The 26,109-nt window shown below is 50.0% G+C and carries 22 protein-coding genes; 7 read left to right on the plus strand and 15 right to left on the minus strand.

What is annotated here, in order from left to right:
* Positions 1–87 precede the first annotated feature (87 nt).
* A complete protein-coding gene (locus tag LMG33818_RS01665) occupies positions 88–729 on the minus strand; it encodes an NUDIX hydrolase (protein ID WP_442321617.1) in 642 nt (213 codons plus the stop codon).
* A gap of 321 nt (positions 730–1,050) precedes the next feature.
* Here LMG33818_RS01665 and LMG33818_RS01670 point away from each other — a divergent pair, with 321 nt between their 5' ends.
* Positions 1,051–2,130, plus strand: a complete 1,080-nt coding sequence (locus LMG33818_RS01670) for a zinc-binding alcohol dehydrogenase family protein (RefSeq protein ID WP_442321618.1) — start codon at positions 1,051–1,053, stop codon at positions 2,128–2,130.
* A 142-nt stretch (positions 2,131–2,272) separates the two neighbouring features.
* On the plus strand, positions 2,273–2,644 hold the full coding sequence (locus LMG33818_RS01675) for a HopJ type III effector protein (RefSeq protein ID WP_442321619.1): 372 nt from the start codon (positions 2,273–2,275) through the stop codon (positions 2,642–2,644).
* Positions 2,645–2,952: 308 nt separating this feature from the next.
* On the opposite strand, the gene lipA is transcribed toward LMG33818_RS01675, so the two are convergent.
* The 12 genes from lipA to LMG33818_RS01735 form a co-directional block, all read right to left on the minus strand.
* Positions 2,953–3,942: a lipoyl synthase gene (lipA, locus tag LMG33818_RS01680; protein ID WP_442321620.1), complete on the minus strand. Its 990-nt coding sequence runs from the start codon at positions 3,940–3,942 to the stop codon at positions 2,953–2,955.
* A gap of 369 nt (positions 3,943–4,311) precedes the next feature.
* Positions 4,312–5,061, minus strand: coding sequence for a lipoyl(octanoyl) transferase LipB (gene lipB, locus LMG33818_RS01685; RefSeq protein WP_442322165.1), 750 nt, complete (start codon positions 5,059–5,061; stop codon positions 4,312–4,314).
* A gap of 63 nt (positions 5,062–5,124) precedes the next feature.
* Positions 5,125–5,457, minus strand: a complete 333-nt coding sequence (locus LMG33818_RS01690) for an HP0495 family protein (protein ID WP_442321621.1) — start codon at positions 5,455–5,457, stop codon at positions 5,125–5,127.
* A gap of 525 nt (positions 5,458–5,982) precedes the next feature.
* A complete protein-coding gene (locus LMG33818_RS01695; protein ID WP_442321622.1) occupies positions 5,983–7,176 on the minus strand; it encodes a D-alanyl-D-alanine carboxypeptidase family protein in 1,194 nt (397 codons plus the stop codon).
* Between the two features lie 587 nt (positions 7,177–7,763).
* Entirely contained in the window at positions 7,764–9,008 is a 1,245-nt protein-coding gene (locus LMG33818_RS01700; RefSeq protein WP_442321623.1) for a septal ring lytic transglycosylase RlpA family protein, read from the minus strand.
* Positions 9,008–10,135: a lytic murein transglycosylase B gene (mltB, locus tag LMG33818_RS01705; protein WP_442321624.1), complete on the minus strand. Its 1,128-nt coding sequence runs from the start codon at positions 10,133–10,135 to the stop codon at positions 9,008–9,010. The genes LMG33818_RS01700 and mltB overlap by 1 nt, the downstream gene beginning before the upstream one ends.
* A 93-nt stretch (positions 10,136–10,228) precedes the next feature.
* Positions 10,229–11,365 (minus strand): rod shape-determining protein RodA, encoded by a 1,137-nt coding sequence (gene rodA / locus LMG33818_RS01710; protein ID WP_442321625.1) that lies wholly within the window; start codon positions 11,363–11,365, stop codon positions 10,229–10,231.
* Between the two features lie 6 nt (positions 11,366–11,371).
* On the minus strand, positions 11,372–13,330 hold the full coding sequence (gene mrdA, locus LMG33818_RS01715; protein ID WP_442321626.1) for a penicillin-binding protein 2: 1,959 nt from the start codon (positions 13,328–13,330) through the stop codon (positions 11,372–11,374).
* Between the two features lie 138 nt (positions 13,331–13,468).
* Entirely contained in the window at positions 13,469–13,936 is a 468-nt protein-coding gene (rlmH, locus tag LMG33818_RS01720; protein ID WP_442321627.1) for a 23S rRNA (pseudouridine(1915)-N(3))-methyltransferase RlmH, read from the minus strand.
* On the minus strand, positions 13,933–14,283 hold the full coding sequence (gene rsfS, locus LMG33818_RS01725; RefSeq protein ID WP_442321628.1) for a ribosome silencing factor: 351 nt from the start codon (positions 14,281–14,283) through the stop codon (positions 13,933–13,935). The genes rlmH and rsfS overlap by 4 nt, the downstream gene beginning before the upstream one ends.
* Before the next feature lie 430 nt (positions 14,284–14,713).
* Positions 14,714–15,403, minus strand: a complete 690-nt coding sequence (gene nadD / locus LMG33818_RS01730) for a nicotinate-nucleotide adenylyltransferase (protein WP_442321629.1) — start codon at positions 15,401–15,403, stop codon at positions 14,714–14,716.
* A 50-nt stretch (positions 15,404–15,453) separates the two neighbouring features.
* Positions 15,454–16,695 carry a glutamate-5-semialdehyde dehydrogenase gene (locus LMG33818_RS01735; protein ID WP_442322166.1) on the minus strand — a complete coding sequence of 414 codons (1,242 nt, stop codon included), beginning with the start codon at positions 16,693–16,695 and terminating at the stop codon, positions 15,454–15,456.
* Between the two features lie 753 nt (positions 16,696–17,448).
* Here LMG33818_RS01735 and LMG33818_RS01740 point away from each other — a divergent pair.
* Complete coding sequence (locus LMG33818_RS01740; protein WP_442321630.1) at positions 17,449–18,861, plus strand: bifunctional DedA family/phosphatase PAP2 family protein; 1,413 nt, start codon at positions 17,449–17,451, stop codon at positions 18,859–18,861.
* Between the two features lie 263 nt (positions 18,862–19,124).
* On the opposite strand, the gene mpl is transcribed toward LMG33818_RS01740, so the two are convergent.
* Positions 19,125–20,498 carry a UDP-N-acetylmuramate:L-alanyl-gamma-D-glutamyl-meso-diaminopimelate ligase gene (gene mpl, locus LMG33818_RS01745; RefSeq protein WP_442321631.1) on the minus strand — a complete coding sequence of 458 codons (1,374 nt, stop codon included), beginning with the start codon at positions 20,496–20,498 and terminating at the stop codon, positions 19,125–19,127.
* Positions 20,499–20,762: 264 nt separating this feature from the next.
* Here mpl and ppa point away from each other — a divergent pair, with 264 nt between their 5' ends.
* The 4 genes from ppa (at position 20,763) to accC (ending at position 25,841) form a co-directional block, all read left to right on the plus strand.
* A complete protein-coding gene (gene ppa / locus LMG33818_RS01750) occupies positions 20,763–21,302 on the plus strand; it encodes an inorganic diphosphatase (RefSeq protein WP_442321632.1) in 540 nt (179 codons plus the stop codon).
* A 371-nt stretch (positions 21,303–21,673) separates the two neighbouring features.
* On the plus strand, positions 21,674–23,665 hold the full coding sequence (gene dsbD, locus LMG33818_RS01755) for a protein-disulfide reductase DsbD (protein ID WP_442321633.1): 1,992 nt from the start codon (positions 21,674–21,676) through the stop codon (positions 23,663–23,665).
* Between the two features lie 332 nt (positions 23,666–23,997).
* Positions 23,998–24,465, plus strand: a complete 468-nt coding sequence (gene accB / locus LMG33818_RS01760; protein ID WP_442321634.1) for an acetyl-CoA carboxylase biotin carboxyl carrier protein — start codon at positions 23,998–24,000, stop codon at positions 24,463–24,465.
* A gap of 32 nt (positions 24,466–24,497) precedes the next feature.
* Positions 24,498–25,841, plus strand: coding sequence for an acetyl-CoA carboxylase biotin carboxylase subunit (accC, locus tag LMG33818_RS01765; protein WP_442321635.1), 1,344 nt, complete (start codon positions 24,498–24,500; stop codon positions 25,839–25,841).
* Positions 25,842–25,858: 17 nt separating this feature from the next.
* Here accC and LMG33818_RS01770 read toward each other — a convergent pair whose 3' ends face one another.
* Positions 25,859–26,083 carry a hypothetical protein gene (locus LMG33818_RS01770; protein ID WP_442321636.1) on the minus strand — a complete coding sequence of 75 codons (225 nt, stop codon included), beginning with the start codon at positions 26,081–26,083 and terminating at the stop codon, positions 25,859–25,861.
* Between the last annotated feature and the right edge of the window lie 26 nt (positions 26,084–26,109).

Below are 26,109 nucleotides of genomic sequence, written 5' to 3' on the forward strand. Positions count from 1 at the left end.
TTTATCTAAATGTAGTCCGATCCTGCCGTAAAGCCATGCATTCTTTAGTTGCAAACACACCTGCCCCTTCCTTTGGGCCTTTTCATATCAGTCGGATTCAACGTGATTGATTTCACCTCGCGCAAACGCAAGCAAATGAATAATATCCTTTTCGAGCGTGCGTGGTGTTGAAAGGGGTGGTAGATCGTCAACAGAGAAAAAGTCTGCCCCATCAGTTTCATTATTGGCTTTGAAAGCATCTGCCGGATACCCTTCCTGCCCTGGCACTTCTTCGCAGAGATAAAACAGTTTGTAGATATGAGCCGGTGACTGATGCTTGTAGGGATGGAGGTTTCTGTCTCGCAACAAAGCCAGCTTGGGGTCAGTCGCTTTGAATCCAGCCTCTTCTTCTATTTCACGGATAGCGCCAATGCCCGGTGCCTCTGCAACATCTGCCCAGCCGCCCGGAAGCGTCCAACAACCATCTCGCTTTTCTCTAACCAATAACACTTTGTTATCGCGAAAAACAGCGCCTCGTACATCCACTTTGGGTGTGGCATATCCTTTATCGGGAATAAAGAGGTTTTCTACCCGTTCAACGGGTGTATCAGCCAATGCAGCAAACATTTCATGAGCCATTTTTTCGAGCGTTTCATAACGCTCCAACTCAAAGTGGTTCTCGGTATAGGTTTGCCCTGTTTGTGCTATTGCCTGCAAGCGACGCGCAAAATCTACCCAATCCTGAGCCATGTGTACCTATCCTGTCCTATTGATCATACTCGCAGTGTAGAGTTTATCTTCCCGGGAGGGAAACCCTGATGGGCTTGAATTCACCCAGGCAGGCTATTCCAAAAGAGTAAACACGACTCTAAAAAGTTCAAAACAACATGACATTCGTCAAGAGATTGAAGGCCTCCTGGCATAAATTTCATCGAAGCATTAATTTCATAGAAGTATTAAATGGATCGAAGCATTGCACATTGTGATTTCAATGCTATTTTGTGAAGGTGTACCCTTCCCTCCATATAGACAAAACATCCATGAGCCTGTTGCATTTCCAAGGATAATTTCATGAAAGCGATTCGCCTGACCGGACGACCAGAAATAGACGATGCCTTCGAGTGGGCTGAGCGTGATATCCCTACGCCGACTGAACATGATGTGTTGGTCAAGGTGGAGGCAATCTCGATCAATCCGGTGGATACCAAGATTCGTAAAGCAGGAAGTATGCAGGATATTATCGGCTGGGATGCGGTAGGCATTGTTGAAGCAACAGGTGATGGTGTCACCGGCTTTACCCGGGGGGACCGTGTCTACTATGCAGGGGATATCCAACGGCCGGGCTGCTATGCCGAATATCAGCGAGTAGATGCCCGGCTGGTCGCAAAAGCCCCCGTTAACCTTGAAATTGAAGAGATCGCAGCGCTACCGCTCACCACATTAACGGCCTGGGAAGGATTGTTTGACCGATTGCCCCTCACACCACACCCACCGTCTTCTATTTATCAGGATGAGAGTGACGACGACCCATCGTCCAAGGCCACCTCAACACCTTCGATACACAATGAGCCAAAAACACTGCTGGTTATCAATGGTGCAGGCGGTGTGGGCTCCATGGTGACTCAGCTAGCCAAACAATTGACTTCGCTGAAGGTCATTACAACCGCATCTCGCTCACTTTCACGTTTATGGAGCGAAGAGTTGGGCGCCGATCTGGTCGTGAACCATTATCATCTGGTCGAAGAGCTCAATACCGCTGGTATTAAAGAGGTAGACTACATTTTCTGTTGCCATGATATAGCCGATCATTGGGAAAACATGGTGCAGCTGATCCGTCCCTTTGGCAGCATTGTTGCCATTGCCGAAACTGAAAAAGAGGTCAATATCAATGACCTACAACAAAAAGCGGCCAGCTTCGCGTGGGAGTTCATGTTCAGCCGTGCCATCTACAATGAACACCCTGAACATCAGGGTGCGATACTTTCACGTGTCGCTCAGTGGATGGATTCAGGCGATCTGGTCAGCACCTTGAGTGAGGTTATTGGCCGATTCTCTGTAGAATCCGTTCAAGAAGCACATCGTCGGCTGGAGAAAGGGACGGTAGTGGGCAAGCTGGTACTTCCCATGACTCCAACGCATGGAACACTTTGACTTATCTCTCGTGACGTCAAGAATTTTCAGCAAGCTTAAACCTTTCCAATACCTTCGAAACTCGCTAATAACAGTAATACTCGAATAGCCTTTATATATGCATAAACCTTAAGGCTACTTCCAACGACTACGGATTGCAGTGATGAAAGATGCTTTGGCACACTTCAGACAAACGTTACAGGCCAAACCCAGATTCTCGGATACGCTCGCCTTTATAGAAGCGTATTTTGAGTTCACACCAACGGCATTTACCAACCATATGCTGATGAATCAGGCGGATGAGAATCAGGGATCGTGTCGAATTATCGCGTTAGCCAAATACGCGGATTTCTCGGATGAAGAAGCCTTGCTGGCCTTTGGTGAACACTATCGGCACGTTAGAAGCGATCCTCACGGCAATGACCACGCCAACATCCGAACACTGATGGAATACGGGCTTGATTCGGTTTCTTTCGAACACTTTCCACTCGTAGTCAAGCAAGAGGCCATATCCATGAGTGATTCCGTCGAATAGTTACTCTATAGGATCACGACACTTTTTCAGTGGTATAGATTCATGCTTCGCCATATTAACCAGCGACCGCGTGATTCAATCCAAAAAACACGTTTTCATAAAAGCCCATATCAAAAAGCCGCCTGCACCATTCGATGGCACAAGCGGCACTTCCTTGTTCAAACTATGGGTGATCAAGCAGATACACTTCAATACATAATCAGGAGACCCATGTATGTAGGCGTTTATAGGTCACGCTGTTAAATCACAATAGCATTATCCATAAACAACCCACTTGCCGTTGGAAGTTACACTGAACTACCACATTATCAGCGGACTTTATCACCATGTGCCTGTTTGTCAGCATGGTAGCTTGAGCGGACCAGCGGGCCGGAAGCAACATGTACGAAGCCCATTTCATAAGCCTTTTCAGCATACCAGTCAAACGTTTCAGGCCTGACCCAACGGTCAATCGGCAAATGACTGCGTGAAGGCTGCATGTATTGCCCGATTGTCAACATATCCACGTTATGCGCTCGAAGATCACGCATGACCTCAAGAATTTGCTCATCAGTTTCACCAACGCCCACCATCAAACCGGATTTGGTCAGGATATCGGGACGGGCTTCCTTGAAACGTTTGAGCAAATCCAGCGACCATTGATAATCTGCGCCCGGGCGAACCTTACGATACAACGCAGGAACCGTTTCAAGGTTATGGTTGAAGACATCGGGTGGCTCGGTCACCAGGGTATCCAGAGCCACATCCATGCGACCGCGAAAATCAGGCACGAGGGTTTCGATTTCAATGTCCGGGCAGCGCTGGCGAATTTCACGGATACACTCCACGAAATGGTTGGCGCCACCATCACGTAAATCATCACGGTCAACCGAGGTGATGACTACATAGCGCAATCGCATATCGGCAATGGCTTCCGCCAGCTCGCGAGGCTCATTTTCATTCAGTGCATTGGGACGGCCATGGGCAACGTCACAGAACGGACAACGGCGCGTACAGATATCCCCCATGATCATGAAGGTGGCCGTACCATTACTGAAACACTCTCCCAAATTGGGACACGAGGCCTCTTCACACACAGAGTGCAGCCCATGCTGACGCAAAGTCTGCTTGATACGAGTGACTTCAGGCGAGATTGGCATACGCACTTTTAGCCAGTCAGGCTTTTTCGGCAAGGTTTCAGTCGGAATGACCTTGACCGGAATACGTGCCATTTTGTCTGCACCACGCAATTTCACGCCACGTTCAACTCGTTGCGCACGTGGCCGATTCACTCCCGGTTTGGCAGTTGTCTCACTCATGAGAGATCCTATTGGCTACATCTCTTTAAAAGCTCTCATAGTACTTGAAAGCAATAGCACTTGAAAACAATAGTACTTGAAAACATCCCACACCGTACCCGGTTCTCCACAATGCATTGAGGTTTTGTGTTTCCTGGCACATGACAAGAATCATCATCTCCATATTTACTGGAGTAAATCATTTTCTACGTGGAGGGTTCATCGATAAATTCAGACACTCGCGTTAATCATGAGGCGGGAGTTGATAAACGTACATTCTGTCCAAAGTGAATCAGAAAAAGAAAACAGGCGCTGAAAACGGCGTCACAAACGTCATTTTCAAAGAGATAATTTTAACCGCAAAAGAAAATGGCCAAATTCCGAACTACTTTAACGGTGGGAACTCACAGGCAAATCTTCAAAGATAGCAGGCATGCCCTCTTTGTGACTCAGGAACAGTGGACGTTGGTAAGGAATATGCTGCATCAGAGAAGTTGAAAAGGCCTTTAACCAGACATCAGACTCACTTTCGGTGGTCACGGGATATTCAGTCCAGCGACTGAGCTGAGTCATTATTTGCCCTGCATAGCCACAAGGATCAATCCGCAGGAATGGAGACAGATCCATATCAACATTATAGGCCACACCGTGGAAACTGCATCCACGACGCACACGTAAACCGAGCGAGGCAATTTTCATCTGCTGCCCCTGTTCATCTTTGAGGTATACGCCCGGTGCATCTGGCAATGCATAGCCATGTATTGAATGGGTCGCCAGGGCTTCAACAATGGATTCTTCCAGCGTTGATACAAGTCCCCTTACCTTGACGTTCAATCGTTTTAGATCCAATAGAACATAAGCGACCAATTGCCCGGGGCCATGATAGGTCACCTGCCCTCCCCGGTCAGACTGAACAAGCGGAATATCACCTATATCCAGCAGATGTTCGGGACGCCCTGCCTGCCCTTGTGTAAAGACAGGAGGATGTTCACATAGCCAGACCTGGTCACGGGTAGAAGCATCACGCCTGTCTGTGAAGGCGTGCATGGCAGTGAGCGCCTTTTCGTAGGCGATAGTGCCAAGCGAATAAATATCAATGGAATGAACCGTAGGCTCTTTACACGAAGAAAGATTGCTCATGGAAATGATAGTCGCCTGTTCAAACTCGATACTCAATGCCCACTACTATGCACGACCCTATGATCAAATGACCATATGAACTCGACCAGTTGCTTTAAGTTCCTGGAAGAGTGATTTCAGCTGGTCTTCACCAGTCGCCCAGATAGTGACGCGCAGGGAGCGAAAACGCCCATTGCGACTATCCTGATAGCTCACTTTTTCACGATCGACTTTGGCATCATATTTTTGCACGATATCCAGCATATCCTTGCAAAAATTATCATCTTTATCACCGACAATCTTGATCGGATACTCAGTCGGGAATTCGATTTTGGGAGCAGGTTGATCACCTGTTGCCGGAAGTACATCGCCTTCAACGTCGGGCAACTGTTCAACATCTTTTTTATCGGTGGTCATAGTCTCTCCTGTTGAATATCAATGGATCGATCCACAAAACACTCTTCGGATCGGGTCTAACATAACGCTAATCGAATACACATGTCTCATGGTGCAACACATCTTGAAAAGGCGCGTAAAGCCACATCATGGTTCACGACAGATACCGGTGGCTGCTATTTTGCCAATCCGTTATTCATCATTTCCCATCGCGATTCATCACTAACCATCACTATCGATAGCAAACGTATGAACATATTTTTCGTGGATGCAAAGTCACACTTCGACACAAAGCACGATTGCTTATGAACTCTTGCAAGACTATATGGGGGATATCGGCACAAAATTCAAGTCACTGGAAATAATCCGGGACAAGTGATTATCCACAAAAGGCACTGAAGAAATAATATTGAGGACGGAAAAGGGGGGTGTCCCCAAAGAAGGAGGAGACTTGTGAAATCCATTCCGGAAAGTGATGGCGAGAATGAGAGGAGAGCAGTGATCACTGCCCTACCCTCAAAAGCTCATCAAAAGCTCATTAAAAACTTAGAACCAACCGCTCACCGTACGAACGATAGAGTCTGACAGACGACGGAACAGTCCGCCTTCCGGGTCATCAGACAAGGCGATAATCGGCTGGGAAGTAATTTCCTTGCCATTCCGCAACACTGTCAGTGTGCCCAACTGCTGACCTTTCTTGATCGGCGCGTTAATGCTATTGGGCAGCTGAACCTGTTGTGTCAGATTGCCCTGTGCCACTGGAAGAGTCACCAGCAGAGGTTTATCAAAGCCCACTTTCACGTGCGTATCAGCCCCACCCCATACACGTGGCGTGCTTACGACATGATTCGCCGGGAACAATTGTTGTGTATGGTAATAACGGAAACCGTAATTCAGCAGGGTTTCGGACTGTTGTGCACGGGCTGCTTCGGAAGCAGTCCCCAGCACTACGGCAATCAAGCGGGTATTTCCCTGAACACCAGAGGTCAACATACAGTAGCCTGCCGCATCGGTGAAGCCTGTTTTCAAGCCATCCACGCGAGGGTCACGCCACAGAAGCAACACTCGGTTAGGCTGCTTGATGTTGTTGTATGTAAAGTACTTTTCCTTGTACGTGGAATAATACTGGGGAAAATCATAAATGATATGACGAGCCAACACCGCCAGATCATGTGCCGAGGTATAATGATCCGGCGTTGGCAGACCCGTCGGATTCATGTAATGCGTATCCTTGAGGCCCATCATTTGAGCATGCTCGTTCATTAGCTGAGCAAAAGCCCCCTCACTTCCCGCAATATGCTCGGCCAGTGTCACGGCCGCATCATTACCGGAAACAACGATCAGACCACGAAGCAGCTCGCTGATAGGTACTTGCGTGTTAGGCTTGAGGAACATGCGCGAACCGCCCGTATGCCACGCATTGGTACTAACCGTAGCCGTATCATCAGGATGGAGGCGCCCTGCTGCCAGTTCATACTCCGTCGTATAGGCTGTCATCAGCTTGGTCAGACTGGCAGGCGGTAAATGTTCGTTCTCATCATGCTGATAGATGATATTGCCTGTCCTGGCATCCATTAGAACCCACGCCTTGGCAGCAATAGAGGGAGGATCAGGGATGAAATTCTGTGGATTGAGGCTAGGCTGCTGAGAGTCCGGCTTGGGCGTCGGCGCAGATTGAGCCCATGCCGAATCAGGAGCGACGAAAGCACTCATGGAAGTGGCTGTAAGGGCAGCTGACATGACAACTGCTCCCCAGCGTCTTGCAAATAAAGCGTGAATAGTCATCTTGTTACTCGTTTTGGTGCTGCGCCAGTGGACGCTTTTTGTTTAAGACTAAAATAAGGATAAGCAGGTATCACCACAGGAACCGCATGGTGAACGCCCCTTTCCCGATTCTCAGGGGTGCAGCCAAAGCCACCATCTCGTGCCTTGGCTTTATCATCGCCATCGAAAGAAGCCACCGATACCTCGAATTATAAGCCGACTCGTTCATTCGCCAAGATGTTGGCCCATCCTATGGACCAACGAAAGTACTTTTTGACGAACCTGTCCAATGAGCATCAGAGTCGGCTCTTCACACACATGAATACTACCAAACATTCCGTTTTTAAGATTCTGTTAAATATAGGGGGTAGCAGGCAATTCATGATTACCAATTTCACGGTTTGTTCACATGAATTGAACATTCCATGCAACCTGACAAATGCCCGTCAGGAATACACCATGAAACACTATGATAAACCGAGCAAAACCACCAGTGCGTAATGTACGATCATGATATAAATCACAATGTTACAGGCCTTTACCTATCTGTAAACAGATGCCGTCTAGCGAATTAGTATGGCCCCCGGATATCCCTGTGCGGCCAATTCAGCACGTGCTTGTGAAACGCCACTTTCACTGAATGGCCCCATTTGCACCCTGAAATATTGATGGAAAGGAACAATTCTGCCGGCCACGCCCATTGCCTGAGACAAACGTTGGCGAATCTGTTCAGCCTGAGTTTCGTCCGTGACTGCAATCGCCTGAAGATAGACACCGGCAGCGGCAGACGCATCATCATTATTCACCGTCGAAGGCGCAGTCTGACTGGCAGATGAGCTCATTAACTGGCTGGCCGTACTGGATGACAAATCCGCCGATGTGCCATTCGATGTATCGGCAGCAGTTCCCTGCTCGACATTCGAGACCGCTCCTGCTGTTGCATGGTCATTTTCGGAACGTGGATGAGGGCTGGCACCGGCAGTGCTTGCCATCAGTTGACCTGCAGAATCGGAGGTCAAGTGTTCATCGCTCGCCTGTTCACCGGATGAAAAACCTGAAGACCCAGCACTTGAAGACACAGCACTTGAAGACCCAGTGCTTGAAGACACAGCACCATGCTCCGAGGATATAACTGCAGGTATGTCTCCACTACTTCCACTGCTACTAATAGCACTGTTTGTACCATTGCCCGCCACTGTCGTCTCAGTCGAGTGTGCTGGTGACGAGGAAGCCAAAGCTGTTTGCCCACTGGACTCGGAAGACGCGTGCCAGGTCGCCGGATTAATAGCCTGAACACGCACACGGGCTGTTCCCTGACGAACATAGCCCAACTTGGTGGCTGCCGCGTAGGAAAGATCCATGATCCTTGAATTGAACGGCCCGCGGTCATTGACACGAACGATGACACTCCGCCCATTTTCAAGGTTGGTCACTTTGACATAGGTAGGTAATGGCAGGACCTTACTGGCTGCCGTCATCGCATACATATTGTATATCTCGCCATCCGACGTATGGTAGCCATTGAACTTGGTACCATAAAATGAGGCAATACCTACTCGGTCATACCCCTCTGAAGACGGAAGAACATGATACACCTTACCCAAAACCTCATACGTCGGTGCATTACCCATTGAGGCATGAGGCTCATTTCTGGGAACTGCATCCGGCACATTCGACAAATTGGGGGCATCACTGGGATAGCCGTCATTTGCTTCCGAGTAACGATGACCACTCGTGGCACACCCTGTGAGCACTATGGCCGCCGAGGCAATAACAAGACCTGTCTTGAACGAGTGGAAACCTTTCATTACGGTTGCATGGCCTCCCGGATACGTTGCGCCAATTCGGTCACGGCCATCGCATACATGGGGCTGGTATTGTAACGTGTGATGACGTGGAAGTTCTGGGTGCCCAACCAATAGGTATAGTGCCCATCCGCATAATTCAGCGCAATCGGCATCAGCTTGTCATTGGGATTCAGCGATGTTGATGGGTGAATGCCCGTGTTTTCAAGCTGTGCCACCGTGAAATGGGGAGCTGCTACCTCATTGACACCTATATTTGCGGGCGGTGTGGCTGGTCCCGTTGCCGGGAAGACGACCGGCACGCCCTTGATCCAACCATTTTTCGCAAAATAATTGGCAACACTTCCAATGGCATCACTGGGTTCGTGCTGAAGATCTGCCTTCCCATCGTGATTGAAATCAACCGCGTAAGCTATGTAACTGGAGGGCATGAATTGTGGGTAGCCCATGGCACCCGCATAGGACCCCTTCATATCCAGGGGGTCGAGGTGTTCCTTGTAGGTCATCAACAAGTATGAAGCCAGTTCACGTCGGAAAAACTTGGCTCTGGGCGGGTAATCAAAAGCCAGCGTCGAGAGAGAATCAATAACACGATATTTCCCTACATTACGCCCATAGGATGTTTCAACGCCAATAATGGCCGCAATGATTTCACGCGGGACACCGTATTCTTGCTCCGCCCGTTGGAAATCACGCTGATGCGCCTTGATGAACTGTACACCCTGATCAATACGCGCTTGTGTAATAAAAATGCGCTGATATTGATCCCACCGCAGTGTTTTCTCGGCCGGATGTGACATCGCGGCCAGAACATCAGGCAAGCGGTGTGCCTGACGCATGGTTGACTGAAGCTCATCCAGAGGAAGGTTATCCTGCTCGGATAAGGTCCCCAGCAATGTAGCCACCGTTGGATTTTGCTCAGGATCATAATCAGCCGCCTGTGAAGGGGCAGCAGTCAACATTCCCCACAGGGGCAGCCCTGCCAAACACAACGTGACTCCCCAGCGACGTGACATCCCCTTCACATTTCTCTTGAAAACGTGCTTGCCTGCAGAGGCCTCGCGTTTCATGACATTGCTTTTCATGACGTTGCTCTTCATGACATTGCCTTCCCTGACAATCATTGTCATGACATTCCTTTTGATCATTATCACATCCCTGACGGAGCTAAAATAAAAACTGAAATTCGCTGGCGGAATACCTCTTCGGCAAAGTAAACCCTTTCAATGCCAAACAAGTCGGCGTTGCGTGCCAATACCCATCAGGATACCAAAACCTGCCAATAGGGTGACACTGGCAGTCCCCCCATAGCTCACCAAAGGCAATGGCACCCCTACTACAGGCAACAGACCGCTCACCATACCAATATTAATAACGACATAGATGAAAAAGATCAGAGCCAGACTTCCGCCCGCCAACCGACCAAAGGTATCGTTTGCCCTCAGCGCCAGAATCAGTGCACGCCCGACAATAAACAGATAGCAGCCAATCAAAACACACATGCCCACAAGGCCGAACTCTTCCGCCAATACAGCCACAATAAAATCGGTATGACTCTCGGGCAAGAACTGCAATTGGGATTGAGAGCCTTCCATCCAGCCTTGTCCGAACAATCCGCCCGACCCGATGGCCGTCTTCGATTGAATAATGTTCCAACCGGCGCCCAGGGGGTCACTTTCAGGATTCAGGAAGGTCAGTATGCGTTGCCGCTGGTACCCGTGCATGTGGAACCAGAGCAAGGGCAGTATCGCCATGATCGCCAATAGACAAATGAGGATAAGTCGCCATGACAATCCAGCAAAAAGAATGACAAAAATGCCACTGCAGAACACCAGCATGGCCGTTCCCAGATCGGGCTGCTTCAAAATAAGCAATACCGGTATCGCCATGATGATCAAACAGACGAAAAGATCACGCCAGGAGAGAGGTAACGGGCGCCGTGAAAGATAGGTCGCAAGTGTCAGGGGAAGTACGATTTTCATGAATTCAGATGGCTGGAAACGCCCTATTCCCGGCAGAACCAGCCAACGCTGTGCCCCCATGGCGTGATATCCCAGTACCCCAACGGCCAGCAACATCAGCAACACGAGCACATAGGCTAATGGCACCCACCGCGCGATTTTGACCAAAGGGACCTGAGCCAGGAATATCATGAGTGCCAGTGCCCCAATAAAGCGCACGGCCTGCCCTTCAACCATGCCGATATTTTCACCAGATGCACTATAGAGCACCACCAGCCCCCCCAGCATGGTGACGATGAGCGCACCCACCAGCCAGGGATCAATGTTGATGGCGTCCCATGTGGGCATGAGCCGCCCGTTATGGCGCCGTCGCATTGAGCGAGCAAAGGATTGAATCATGATGAATTACCAGGCCCCCAGATTATCCGAGGGAGCCTGTGTGGCTTCCGAATTGAATGATTGGTCGCGTTCCTGCTGATTGGGAACATGGAGAGCATGATTAGTTCCCGGATTTAGCCATGTATCCATTATTTTTCGTGCAATAGGTGCAGCTGTCTTGATCCCGTAGCCGCCATTTTCGACAACAACGGCAATCGCAATTTGTGGATCCTTGACCGGCGCAAACGCAACAAAAAGCGAGTGGTCACGCAAACGTTCAGCCACGTCGGCCGCTGTATAGTGCTGATTCTGCCCTACAGTAAAGACCTGAGCTGTCCCCGTTTTGGCGGCCATGGTGTAGTTTCGTCCCGCTCTTAACATAGGGTTATTGTTAGCGACGGCTTCCATCCCACTAATCACCACATTCCAGTAATCAGGATTTTTCAGCACAACGTCGGGAGGCGTATGGGCATATGGAGGGTTTGTCAGGTTGCTTCCCACAGCAGCCAACAAATGAGGCGTTACCCATTTACCACGATTGGCTAGCACCGAAAGCGCCGTCGCCAACTGCAAGGGGGTAGCCAGGAAATACCCCTGCCCGATACCAATCGATACCGTATCTCCCCAATACCAGCTTTGCCGATAGCGTTTCTCTTTCCATTCCCGACTCGGCAATAAACCGGGGCGAGCGCCCCAAACATCGAGGGCTGTCCGTGACCCGAAGCCGAATTTATCGACGAAATTATCAATGCGGTCGATACCCATCATATGGGCCAGATTGAAAAAGTAGGTATCGTTGGAAATCGCAATCGCTTTATGCAAATCAACGCGTCCACTGCCATAGGGGTCCACGTTGCGGAATTTGTGAGGATTACCCGGCAGCCGGTAATAGCCCGGGTCAAAAATGGTGTATTGGGGAGTGATCACGTCATCATTTAGCCCCGCCAAAGCCATGTAGGGCTTGATGGTCGAGGCGGGTGGATATTCACCACGCGTGGCGCGTGAGTAAAGAGGCAGGTTCTTGTCGTTTTGCAAGGCCTCATAATCCTGCGTACTAATGCCACGCACAAATTCATTTGTATCAAATCCGGGGGCAGAAACCATCGCCAGGATAGCACCGGTTTGAGGCTGAATGGCGACAATGGCCCCACGCTTGCCTTTGAGCAGGTGCATGCCCAGATCCTGCAATTTTGAGCTCAATGTCAGCGTGATATCCTGCCCCTTGACAGGTGCTGTACGATCCACGACCCCTAAAATACGCCCGTGTACATTGGTTTCTACACGACGCATACCCACCTTGCCATGCAAAATATTCTCGTACTGGCTTTCGATCCCCATCTTGCCGATAAAATGCGTACCCGCATAATTATTGGTGTCCAACCCTTTCAGGTTACCCACACTGATACGCCCCACATATCCAACAACATGAGACATCGCAATACTGTCCGGGTAGAAACGAATGAGTTGAGGCTCGACTTCAACCCCGGGTAATTGAAAACGATTGAGCGCAAGACGTGCAATCTGCCATTCCGTCAGATCACTCAACAAGAGGGCTGCTTCATAGGGCCGCTGACGCTGTTCGGAACGCTCGATGAGCGTTTTACGCATATCCGGCGGTAGCTGAAGGAGGGAAATGATACGATCGATGATTTCTGTCGGATTACCCGATTGCTCACGGGTAATCGTCAGATTGTAAGTAGGCCGGTTTTCCGCCAGCAAATTTCCGAGGCGGTCATAAATCAAGCCTCGCGCCGGTGCCAGCGGCTCAACACGAATACGGTTATTTTCAGCCTGCGTATTATAAAGCTGAAACTGAAAAATCTGCAGATATACCATTCTACCGACGAGCGAACCGCCCAGGACGACAACCAACACAGCTGCCGCCAGACAACGCCGACGGAATAACGAGACCTCCGCAGCCGAGTCCTTGATTTGCGGCGGTTTGGGACCACGCCCAAAGCAACGTTTGATCGCTTCCTTAAACATGAAGGCCTGCGTCTGCGTTAGCACAGAGGTATTGCATTTGTGCCATTTACATCTCGTCAATATCTTTATAAATGAGACAGGAAGTCAACATCCCTTCTCACATAAGGTTCATGATATCCAACCATGCCAGCGCACTGCTCAGCGATGGTAAGGATGACCAATAGTCAACGTCCATGCACGGTAAAGCTGCTCAGCCAGTACGATGCGAACCAAAGGATGCGGCAACGTCAGTGCGGACAACGACCATTTTTTGTTGGCTCTGGCAGTACAGCGCGGATCAAGCCCGTCGGGGCCACCAATCAGGAATGCAACATCACGCCCTCCCAGTTGCCACGCTTCCAACTGGCTCGATAAATCAGGCGTACTCCAGTTGCGGCCATTCACCTCAAGGGCAACGATTTCGACATCGCCTTCCAGGCGTGCCAACATACGGTCCCCTTCGGTAGTAATAGCCCGCGAGATATCCGCATTTTTGCCCCGGGCGCCGGGAGTGATTTCTTCGATCTCAAGAGAACACTCACGCGGCATCCGCTTGCGATACTCTTCCACCCCGGTATTCACCCAGCCAGGCATCTTGTTGCCAACGGCCAACATACGGAGCTTCACGACTGGCGCTGCCCCCGATCGACCGGAAGATCACTCCAGAGTTTTTCGAGGTCATACAATTTCCGGGTTTCCGGAATCATGATGTGCACGACAACATCGCCTGCATCGACAAGCACCCATTCCGAACCATCACGCCCTTCGACACCCAGTGGCTGAATACCAGAGCCCTTGAGCTTTTCTACCACGTTATTGGCCACAGCATTAACGTGTCGGCTGGAAGTACCGCTGGCAACCACCATTACATCAGTAACGCTGGTCAATTCAGCCACATCCAGTTGAACAATGTCCTGAGCCTTGAGCTCTTCAAGAGCATCAATCACTAAAGGGAGAACTAAGTTGGTCTGCATAATGCGTTTATAACTTTCCTGATATCAATACCCGGGACAGACCAATGCCTGTCAGGGTGAAAAAAGAGTCATTCAAAACCACGGCTGCACATACATGGCCCGACATGCCGACAAACGCAGTAATGTGCCGGAAAGGCCCCCGGCTCTGAATGAGCCAAACAGAGAGTGAATGTCGCATAGTGTAACACAATGATAAACCAACTAGCATGGGCTGGTCAGAATGCTTTTGTAAGTAATTACAGCACACTATGACATGCTCGGCATTCGCTGGGAAACCTGCAGTAATTCAAGAGGAACACGATTAAGGCAGGAATAAGCCACGGCCCCCTTATGTATGCTTTGTTCCAATTCCGAAACAAGTTCCTGCCTACTCCCTACTCCCTACTCCCTACTCCCTACTCCCTACTCCCTACTCCCTACTCCCTACTCCCTACTCCTTGTAGAGTTTCCTCTCTCTGATAATCTCCTCAACACTGGTGGGCACCAAAAAACGGATACTCAGATCCTCTTTAATCCTGTTACGCAGCTCCGTGGCCGATATTTCAATCGGACATGGAAGTGACACAAAGGCAAGCGAACCGTAGGGCTGCTGCATCAGAGTTGTTATATCCTCGACCTCGCGGTGAGCAATCAACGATGCCAACCTGGGCGTCCATGTCAGATCAGCGCCCGGGCGGTTCATCACAACGACATGGGCAAGCTCGAAAATACGTTCAGCTTCATACCATTCTGCAAGATGCTCAAAGGCATCCATACCCAGAGCCATCACCAGACGGGCCTCTGGCCCATACTGGTCGCGCAGTGATTCAAGCGTCAGTACTGAGTAGGACGGCCCGCTGCGTTGAATCTCCTGTTCATCAGTAATAACCCCCTCAAGCGAGGCGACAGCCGCCTGCACCATGGCAAGACGATCCTCCGGTGTTACCCCCGGAGCCTGACGATGCGGAGGCATACGATTCACCACCATGTGGACAGTATCCAGCGAGAGCATTTCACGTAGCTCTATCGCCGAGCGTAGATGCCCGATATGAATAGGATCAAAGGTGCCTCCCACCATGGCCACTGTCTTTATTTCCCGGGAAGGTTCGCTCAGTGACGAACACCCCGTGTTACGTATCATCCCTGATTTGCCCCATTAATAGTGTATATAAATCATCATCTGGGCCGACGCTAATCACCTCGTAATTGCCCATTCCCCAGAACGATATACTTTTCTGTGGTCAATCCTTCCAGGCCTACCGGGCCTCGTGCATGCAGTTTATCCGTGGAAATGCCAATTTCGGCGCCTAACCCATATTCTGCGCCATCCGCAAAACAAGTGGGGGCATTGACCATAACAGAGCTGGAATCCACCGTGGCCAGAAATTTCTGCGCGTGTCCAAGATGTTCCGTCATGATACTGTCGGTATGATGAGAACCATATTCATTGATATGGGCAATCGCCTCATCAACGCCTTCGACAACACGTACTGAAAGAATGGGCCCCAGATATTCGGTTTGCCAGTCTTCATGTGTGGCCGGAACAGCCTCAGGCATCCATTTCAGCGCTTCTTCACAGCCACGTAGCTCAACCCCTCGTACCGCCAGCTGATTAGCAATCGTGGGCAACCATTTTGCCGCAATCGCACGATCAACCAACAGGGATTCCAACGCACCACAGATACCGTAACGATACGTTTTGGCATTCACCACAGCGCTACTCGCCATAGCCAGATCCGCGTCACGGTCGACAAAAATGTGGCAATTCCCATCCAGATGTTTCAGTACAGGAATGCGGGCCTCAGCACTAACGCGTTCGATCAGTGAACGACCCCCTCGTGGGATGATCAAATCAATCCAGTCACTCATCGTCACCATGACACCCACCGCCGCACGATCAGTGGTCGCAACAATCTGAACGGCATGTATGGGCAATCCCGCCTCTTCAAGCCCGGCGGCAATACATTCTCCAATGACACGGATTGAATGATGTGCCTCGGAACCACCACGTAATATACAGGCGTTTCCCGCTTTCAAACAGAGGGCTGCCGCATCGATAGTGACGTTCGGGCGTGATTCGAAAATAATCCCGATGACCCCGATAGGAACGCGCATTTTACCGATCTTGAGACCATTGGTCCGTTGGCTCATGCGTGAAATTTCGCCCACAGGATCGGGAAGCTGAGCCACGGTTTCCAAGCCATTGATCATTTTAGTGATGCGCTCATCAGTTAATGCAAGCCTGTCCGTCATGGCGTCATCAAGACCGCGTCCCCTGGCTGCGCCCATATCCAGTTGATTGGCCTCGAGCAAGCGTGTTCGTGAACGCTCCAGCTGGGCAGCAATGCATGCTAATGCCCTGTTTTTCTGTTCACTCGTCGCGGTGGCCAACACACGGGAAGCTTGCCGAGCCTGGCGCCCGACACTCTGCATGTACTCAGCGATTGCAGTTTTATCCACCGGTATCTACCTTTATTTTACTGAACTTGTTTCCACTGAGTTTGCTTTGCCTGAATTGAATCTGTGGCTCTTGATCAAACCTGCGTAGAATCGTGCATAATAGAGTGAATGTCCTCAATAATGAAGGACGCTACGCGTTCAAGACGTTACAATGCCGATCCTTTATACATGGATCCTTTATACATATAGTAAATGGCATTGTGGTCCCCTCCAACCTGTCAACGAGTATTATAGCCCTAACTATACCTACCCCTTGAAAAAGAGTACCTTCACACGCCAGCATTATTATTTTGTCTGGCACTTTTATAAAGAGGGAATAAGGTATCAGGCATAATGGAGAACCAGGAAAATCAGGGGAATCAGGGTAAAGGAAAATGAAGAGCCCACGAACATCATCCGTACCTCGCGGGATACCACCCCACTGCCATGTGCTTGGGATAGAAAAGGTACGTTGGGCAAAAAAGCTATGTTGGGCAGAAAAGCTACGTTGGGCAGAAAAGCTACCTTGCGAGGAAAAGTGGCTATCGGTTTTGCCTTTTAACAGAACCGAGGACCTCAATGCCAAAGGCGCCCTTCGTGTCAGCGCCGGGAGATCATCCTCCCAGCAATAGTCATCCAGTTTGCAATGAATAGTGTAGATAATAGCAAGCCATGATACATTCTCTTGAAATGTGGCTACTTGGCAATGAAGCAATGGAGCAAGGTAGGTTAAGGAGTAGTGGTTAGATGAATTTGGCAAGCTGGACAGACATCCTGACCCAATATCCATGGGTCCTGCTGGCAGTAACCTGTCTGTTTGCAGCCCTGGAGTCCATTGCAGTCATCGGGCTTTTCATGCCCGGCACAGTCATGATGGCCATGGTCGCGTCACTCGCCGGCACAATCCAGCTCTCCGTACCGTTGGTCATTACCTTCGCCTCGCTGGGTGCCATACTGGGTGATGGCCTCAGCTATTGGTTGGGAAAAAGCCAATCCAACAAAATCCCCAATTTGTGGCCTTTAAGCAAACACCCTGACTGGCTTGAACGCGGGCAAACCTTCTTCAGTAAACATGGTGCGCTTTCCGTTCTTTTAGGTCGTTTCGTGGGCCCGGTCCGACCGTTGGTACCGATGATAGCCGGAATGATGGCCATGCCGGCTCGGCGCTTCACCATCGTCAATATCATCTCGGCAGTGGGTTGGGCACTGTTATATGTATTGCCCGGTTACTACCTGGGGCAAGCCTGGAAAGAGAGCTATAAGCTTTCGCAGGGCACCGTCATGTGGCTGATAGAATTTACCTTCATCGCCCTGCTTGCCCTACTCACTTTTTCGTGGCTACGCTCTATATTCGCACGTGGTGGCGCTGGCTATCGGGGCATTCTCAAGTGGATGAAGCAACACCCCTGTAGCCGGCGCTGGTGGCGACGCATGCAAAAGATTTCCAATCACCGGCATCCACCTGTAGGCCCTTTCATTCTATTTTTCATCAGCATTGCGGTATTTATCATCTGGACGCTGATTGTAGAAGCCCACAAACAACATCCGCTGCCAATTGATATTAGAAGCCAGAACCTGTTCTCGGAACTAGCGGCTTACCACTGGCCCCATATCTACGGTGCCATTGTGGACAAAATCGCCGACAGGTGGGGCATGGCTGCATTGATGTTACCCTGGCTGGTATGGTGGTTGTATAAACGTTACTACGCCCTGTTTATCCACTGGGTCAGTGCGGTTGTATTGTTGTTTATCTTCAACACAGGCATCAAACATCTGGTGGCACGAGCACGTCCGAACGATACCACCTGGCTACAGCACTCATGGTCTTACCCCAGCGCACACACGTCCATTTCAGTACTGGTATTTGGCTTGGCCGCCAGTTGTGTGGCTGACCGTATCCCCATTCGTTATCGAAACTGGCCTTACTGGGCAGCCACGCTCCTTTGCATGCTGGTCGCCCTTTCACGCCTCGCTTTTGGTGTTCATTGGGCTAGCGACCTGATTGGCGGCGCCCTTTTGGGGATCATAATGTGTGCAGGTGTACGTGTCAGCTATCCATTCTTCACACGACAACGCGTTTCATGGGCACATTGGCGCATCTTGCTGGTGCTGTCGATTCTTGTTTGCGCACTACGCGTCATCTTTTTACCTATTCATTGAATCCCTTCTGTTTCACTGTCAGGCACTCTCATAACTGAATTTATAACGAGATCCATAACGACGTTGCCCAGCAGAAAAAAACTGAAATATCTGGAACGGTCATACACTCAAAGGATCAAGAAGGGCAAGGCAGCGGTATAATGCTCGGCACCGTTGCCTTGTGTACTGCCATGGAATCCGATAGAGATCAGGCCAGGACAAAATACGTGAAAAAGCCGAAAAATCAGCCTGAAACATACTGAGGTGGACTGAACCTCAAACCGCTAGGCGCCATATTTAGCTTGCAATGCCTGGATCAACCGCTCGTGAATTCCCTCAAAACTACCATTACTCATTACGACAATACGATCTTCGGGTACAGCCGTATCCACCAATGTATTCACCAGCGCATCGATTGAATCAAACACCTGAGAAGGGGTATTCCCTTGCTCAACGGCCTGCGCAATAGACCAATCCAGCCCTTGTGGTTGATACCAGTATGCAAGGTCGGCACTTTCAACAGAAACAGCCAAAGTGGCCTGCATGGTACCCAGCTTCATTGTATTGGAGCGAGGCTCGATTACAGCCAGTAAACGCCCATTGTCATCTTGCGCACGAAGCCCCTCGAGCGTTTGAGTAATCGCAGTGGGATGATGTGCAAAATCGTCAATAACAGTAATCCGATTGACGACCCCACGAATTTCCTGCCGACGCCGAGGCGTTTTGAAGCGCTCCAATGCCTCACCCACCGTCACCAGAGGAACCCCTACCGCATGGGCGGCAGCCGCTGCGGCCAATGCATTGTGTTGATTATGGCGGCCACTTAATTCCCACTGGATGTCGACAGACTCACCCTTGGGAGACATCAATTGAAAGCGACGGCCATCATGACTCTGAGGAATAACGCGCCAATCTGCGCCTTCATCCGAACCAAAATAGGCAACCGGCGTCCAGACACCCATTTCGATAACACGCTTTAGGGAAGGAACACCAGAGGCCACCAACACATTTCCCTGTTGAGGAATTGTACGTACCATATGATGGAATTGACGCTCAATCGCTGCCAGATTATCGAAGATATCCGCATGATCAAACTCAAGATTATTCAACACAGCAACATCGGGCCGGTAATGAACAAATTTGGAGCGCTTATCGAAGAAAGCGCTATCGTATTCATCGGCTTCAACAACAAAAGGCGCAGTTTCATCTCCCAATCTAGCCGACACATCGAAGTTACCCGGTACACCACCGATCAGGAAACCGGGGTTGAGGCCTGCATACTCAAGTATCCACGAGAGCATACTGACGGTCGTGGTTTTTCCATGCGTTCCTGCAACGGCCAGAACCGTGCGTTTTCCCAATACTGTTTCACGTAACAACTGGGGGCCACTGATATAGCGGAGGCGTTGATTCAACACCGCTTCCACTTCAGGATTGCCACGCTTCATGGCATTACCGATCACGACGAGATCAGGAGTCGGCTGGAGATTCTCAGCGCTGAAGCCATCCATCAACGCAATGCCCTGTTCTTCCAACAAAGTACTCATGGGCGGATACACATTGGCATCCGAACCAGTCACCCTGTGCCCTTGAGCCCGCACCAGCAAGGCCAGGCTGCCCATGAAAGTACCACAAATGCCAACAACATGAATGTGCATGTAATGCGCCCTGAATAAACGATGGTTTCAAATCCTGTTTCCAATGCTGCAAGGGTAACATGACTCTTCAATAAGGCGCTGCCTCAGGATGCCTTTGAGAATAAAAATCAAGCAGACAATAGCTTGACTCATCGGATTAATTGAAAGGGAGAGGTGTGCATCGCAATAAAATTATGACGAAAACAGAATGAACAGTTGTTAAAAACCCACTTGACTTCGTATACTCTACAAACCTCGATAAAGTTAACGATTCAAGGCCCTAACATGAGCTTTAATAGTATTGTTGCCGGGAAGAACGTTCCTGAAGATATTTATGTAGTCATTGAAATTCCTGCCAATCATTCACCTATCAAATACGAAGTTGACAAGGAATTTGACTGCCTGATGGTGGATCGCTTTTTATCCACCCCCATGTTCTACCCGGCCAACTACGGCTACATCTCGCAGACACTGGCTGATGATGGTGACCCTGCGGATGCATTGGTAGTTACCCCTTATCCGGTTGAACCCGGTAGCGTCATTCGTGCACGCCCCGTAGGCGTTCTACGCATGAGCGATGAAGCAGGCGATGATGCCAAACTGGTGTGTGTACCTCATACCAAACTCACCAAGCAATATGATGACGTACAGAAAATCAGTGACCTCCCTGAACTGCTTCGTCAACAGATTGCTCACTTCTTCGAGAACTACAAGGATCTTGAAAAAGGCAAATGGGTCAAGGTTGAAGGTTGGGGGGATATTGATGAAGCCCACCAGATCATCAGCAAGGCAGTGGCTGCTTATAAAAGTGAAAATCAGGACTGATTACTGACATAAATCAGGTATTAGTCCTATGGGTTCACACCTTACTTCATCGTTTTACGTTGTTGATGAGGCAAAGTGCTCAATCATCCTATCCATAAAGCATGAAGTGGCAGCAAAACCCATTTAGCTGTGAACCCTTTAACGCCTGAAGAGTCCAATCTTCGGGCGTTATTCATATATACTGATTCCTTTCATCGTCCTTGTATGAAAGCATCAATCTCGGACGCTGACGGTTGAATATTCAGCCACAGAGCCAGTCTTGCAAAAAGAGTGATTTTCGCCGGGGAAATCATGTTAGCTGATATATTCAGCGAGTGGTCCCCATGCGCTGCTCCCAGCAGGCGATGACCACAGGTAGATGAGAGCCATTCATGCGTTATCCTATTTTCCTTGCGCTGTTATTAACTACCCTCATCACATTGTGCTCGACAGCATGGTCCTTCACGTTTCAGCAGGAACATCCTGTTCAGGGAAACATGAACTATGTGTCGCCGCAGGGCGCATCTCAGTCATCTCTTTTCATGGATACTCAGCAACATCATTTCCTTCCAGTAGACACGGCTTTTCAACCCCATGTCTGGCAGGAAAAAGATCGGGTTTGGGTTCTTATCAACATACACCCGGGCTATTACCTGTACCGCCATCGTATCCAAGTGAGTAGCCCTGACAACAAACTCACCTTAGGCGCACTGACACTTCCCCAGGGCATCATCAAACAGGATCGTTTTATGGGAAAGGTACAGGTCTATCGTCATCGTCTACTATTCAGTGTACCTATTATTCAGACCCAATCACGATCTACAGCCCCTCATATTGTTCTTGCCTATCAGGGGTGTGCAGATGCGGGGTTGTGCTATCCCCCTGAGCACAAGACTCTGGAAGTTCAACAGAATACGTTGTCTCACGAGGCGGCACTGCCCCTCCAACAGGCACCATCGGATGATACTACTCACTCCAGGGAGAGCATCGATTCACCTCTAACAGCCCCCACTCAACCCTCACCCGCAATTCAATCAGGTGACAGGGCAACGGTTACCGTCTGGCAATTGGGTATTCTTTTCATCGCGGGCATCGGGCTGGTATTCACCCCTTGTGTACTGCCCATGCTTCCCATTGTTGCAGCGTTGGTCGTTGGTCAATCCAATACCATGCGCCGCTCGCTTTGGTTATCGCTTTGTTATGTCGGCGGCATGGTTGTCATGTATACACTGGTGGGGATGGTTATCGGCCTGGTAGGCGCCGGTCTTAACCTGCAGGCACGTCTGCAATCCCCATGGGTTGTCGTACCCTTCGCAGGTCTGTTTGTCCTTTTGGCCTTTTTCACGCTGGAATGGATTCGTTTACCGACTCTAGGCATAGGACAAAAAGCCGGTAGGTTAGAGGAAAAATTCAGGCAATTGGGGCCATTAGGTCTGGTAATTGCCGGTGCATTATCGACATTGATTATCAGCCCGTGCCTGTCAGCACCACTGGCTGGAGTACTCACCTATATATCAACGACTGGCAATGCAGTTGCAGGCGGGCTCTCTCTCTTCGTCCTTGCGCTCGGTATGGGAATCCCGCTGATACTCGTGTGTGTGTTCGGTTCCGGCATTCTTCCGCAGAGGGGCGCCTGGATGGAACGAGTCCGTCATCTAAGTGCTGTCATTCTGTTAGGTGTTGCACTCTGGCTCGTCAGCGCCTGGCTGCCCAATCAACTGGTCCTCCTTCTGGAAGGCTGGCTGGCGCTAATGGCCGGCCTTATGCTGGGCGCCTTCCAATCTTCGGCCCCGATGGCACTTCGGGCGGCCGCGCTCATATTGATTATCTGGGGAAGCACCTGCGTGATTGGGCTGGCAACAGGAAAAGGGACAGCGGTGAGGCCCCTAGCGCTTACGTCACACCCTGCCCCTTCGTTACAGGAAACGTCAACGTTACCTACTCATGACAACGCTATGCCAACATCGGCTTCCGTGGCAACGGAACAGAACACTCTGCCACAGGCACCGCATTTCACCACAATTACGACACTTGCTGAATTGCATGAGCTGCAAAAGCAGGCCAGGGAACAACATCGCCCCCTGATGCTCGATCTCTATGCAGATTGGTGTGTCAGTTGCAAGCGTATGGAAGCCGAGTTATTTCCGAAGGACATCATCGCCAAACAACTTGCACGATTCACTCTGGTGCGTTTTGACATGACTCGAAACAATACCGATGCACGTTCACTTTTAATGCAATATCACCTTTTTGGACCTCCCAGCATTCTCTTTTTTGTAGATGGCAATGAACTCCCCTCCTTGAGATTGCAAGGTGAACCTTCATCGCAACAATTTCTTTCGGTGTTAACCCGGGTCCAAAATGGCATGCAACAAGGTAGTTAGCGTCAATAACGCGTTTTTAGACACATAAAGCTTCCACCTTTCATGGTTTATACGCGATTTATACATGCCTGACACTGGACAGCTGTCTTTTTTTTCGGCAAACTGCGCCGACAGTGGCAATTTAAGCAAACGTCCAGCAACGTGCTGGTATCCTGTTAGATTCTCTACCGGTTAACAGCGTTTTTCATAACCGTTATCAACGTCTGCTCAATTTCTGCCCATTTTTTCAATGCGCTGGATCACGTTTTTCACTTCTCCTGATGATATGGAGGCGTAGTAAAGCGTTTTTATCTTTCCAGCCCTCTTTATTGGTATTACTTCACAGGAATTCCATGGATATTCGCAAAGTAAAAAAACTGATTGAGCTTCTTGAAGAATCCAACATTAGCGAAATCGAGATCCAGGAAGGCGAAGAGTCTGTCCGCATCAGTCGTAACTTCACCAGCGGTCAGGCTGCACAAGCGCCCATGGCCCCAGCCACTTACTACGCAGGTGGCATTCCTCAGGCACCGACACCTGCTGCTGGTGAACCTGCCGAAGCACCCAAGGCGCCCGATGCACCTGCCGGACATCAGGTTACTTCTCCCATGGTAGGTACCTTCTACCGCGCACCTGCACCAGGCGCCAAAGTGTTTGCCGAAGTCGGTCAAACCGTGAAGAAAGGCGATACGGTCTGCATCGTTGAAGCAATGAAGATGATGAACCAGATTGAAGCCGACAAGGATGGTGTCATCGAAGCCATTCTGGTGGAAGACGGTGAACCGGTCGAATATGACCAGCCTCTGGTTATTATCGGTTAATTCTTCTTCTCACTTTGCCAACGAGAACCCTCATGTTACAAAAGGTGTTGATCGCCAACCGCGGCGAAATAGCATTACGTATTCTTCGAGCCTGCAAAGAGCTGGGTATCAAAACCGTAGCGGCTCACTCCAAGGCAGACCGTGATCTGATTCACGTGCGCCTTGCTGATGAAGCTGTCTGCATTGGCCCTGCGCCATCGCCTGCATCCTATCTGAACATTCCGGCACTTATCTCAGCTGCTGAGGTCACCGATGCCCAGGCCATTCACCCGGGTTACGGCTTCCTGTCCGAGAACGCTGACTTTGCCGAACAGGTTGAACGCTCAGGCTTCACCTTTGTGGGACCAACCGCAGACGTTATCCGCCTGATGGGTGACAAAGTCTCTGCCATTGAAGCCATGAAGAAAGCCGGTGTCCCCACTGTTCCCGGTTCCGATGGCCCACTGCCCGATGATGAAGAAACCCAGCTGGCAATTGCCGAGCGTATTGGCTATCCGGTTATCATCAAGGCAGCAGCGGGTGGCGGTGGACGCGGCATGCGCGTCGTTCATTCTGCCAAAGAGCTCAATGATGCCGTGGCCATCACCAAAACGGAAGCCAATGCAGCATTCGGTTCCGGTGTGGTTTACATGGAGAAATTCCTTGAACGCCCACGCCACGTGGAAGTTCAGGTATTGGCTGATGGTCAGGGCCACGCGGTGCATCTTTATGACCGTGACTGCTCACTTCAGCGTCGCCATCAGAAAGTACTCGAAGAAGCACCTGCGCCGCATCTGAATGAAGAAGCACGTGCAGCTGTATTGAAGTCATGCGTCGATGCCTGTATTGAAATCGGCTATCGTGGCGCGGGGACATTCGAATTCCTGTACGAAAATGGTGAATACTTCTTCATCGAGATGAATACACGTGTACAGGTAGAACACCCTGTTACCGAAATGGTCACCGGTGTGGATATCGTCAAGGAGCAGTTGCGTATTGCTTCCGGCCTGCCCCTGTCCATCACGCAGGAAGATGTTCAATTGAACGGCCACTCTTTCGAGTGTCGTATCAATGCGGAAGATGCGCGTACCTTCATGCCATCACCCGGTAAAATTGACTTCTATCATGCACCCGGCGGTATCGGTGTACGTATGGATTCGCATCTTTACACGGGCTATACCGTTCCACCGAACTATGATTCATTGATTGGCAAGCTGATCACTCATGGTGAAGATCGTGACAGCGCCCTTATGCGTATGCGTAACGCGTTGGATGAGCTACTGGTCGAAGGTATCAAGACCAATATCGAACTTCAGCAGGATCTGGTTCGTGATGAAGCCTTCTCCAAGGGAGGCGTCAATATCCACTACCTCGAACATAAACTGGGGATTAACTGAGTTTTATTCAATCTCGGTTAAATCAGGCTCTTGTGAGCTTTTGAGAAAGCCATTATGAGAGCCGCCCCATTACGAGCATCGGTATTATTGGCAATAAGGGATTCGATCATTCGAGTCCCTTTTCTTTTAAAGGTATGGCGTAACCGCCAACGAAATCCATTTTTCTGTATGAAAGGCCCATCCCTGATGAGCTTTTCCGGAAAGAGAGGCAGGCTATCATTTCGATAGCTGGACTCGCTCATCCCACACACACTTTACTTTATTGCAT

The organism is Cernens ardua (genome assembly GCF_051251085.1).
GTDB lineage: Bacteria > Pseudomonadota > Gammaproteobacteria > Pseudomonadales > Halomonadaceae > Cernens > Cernens ardua.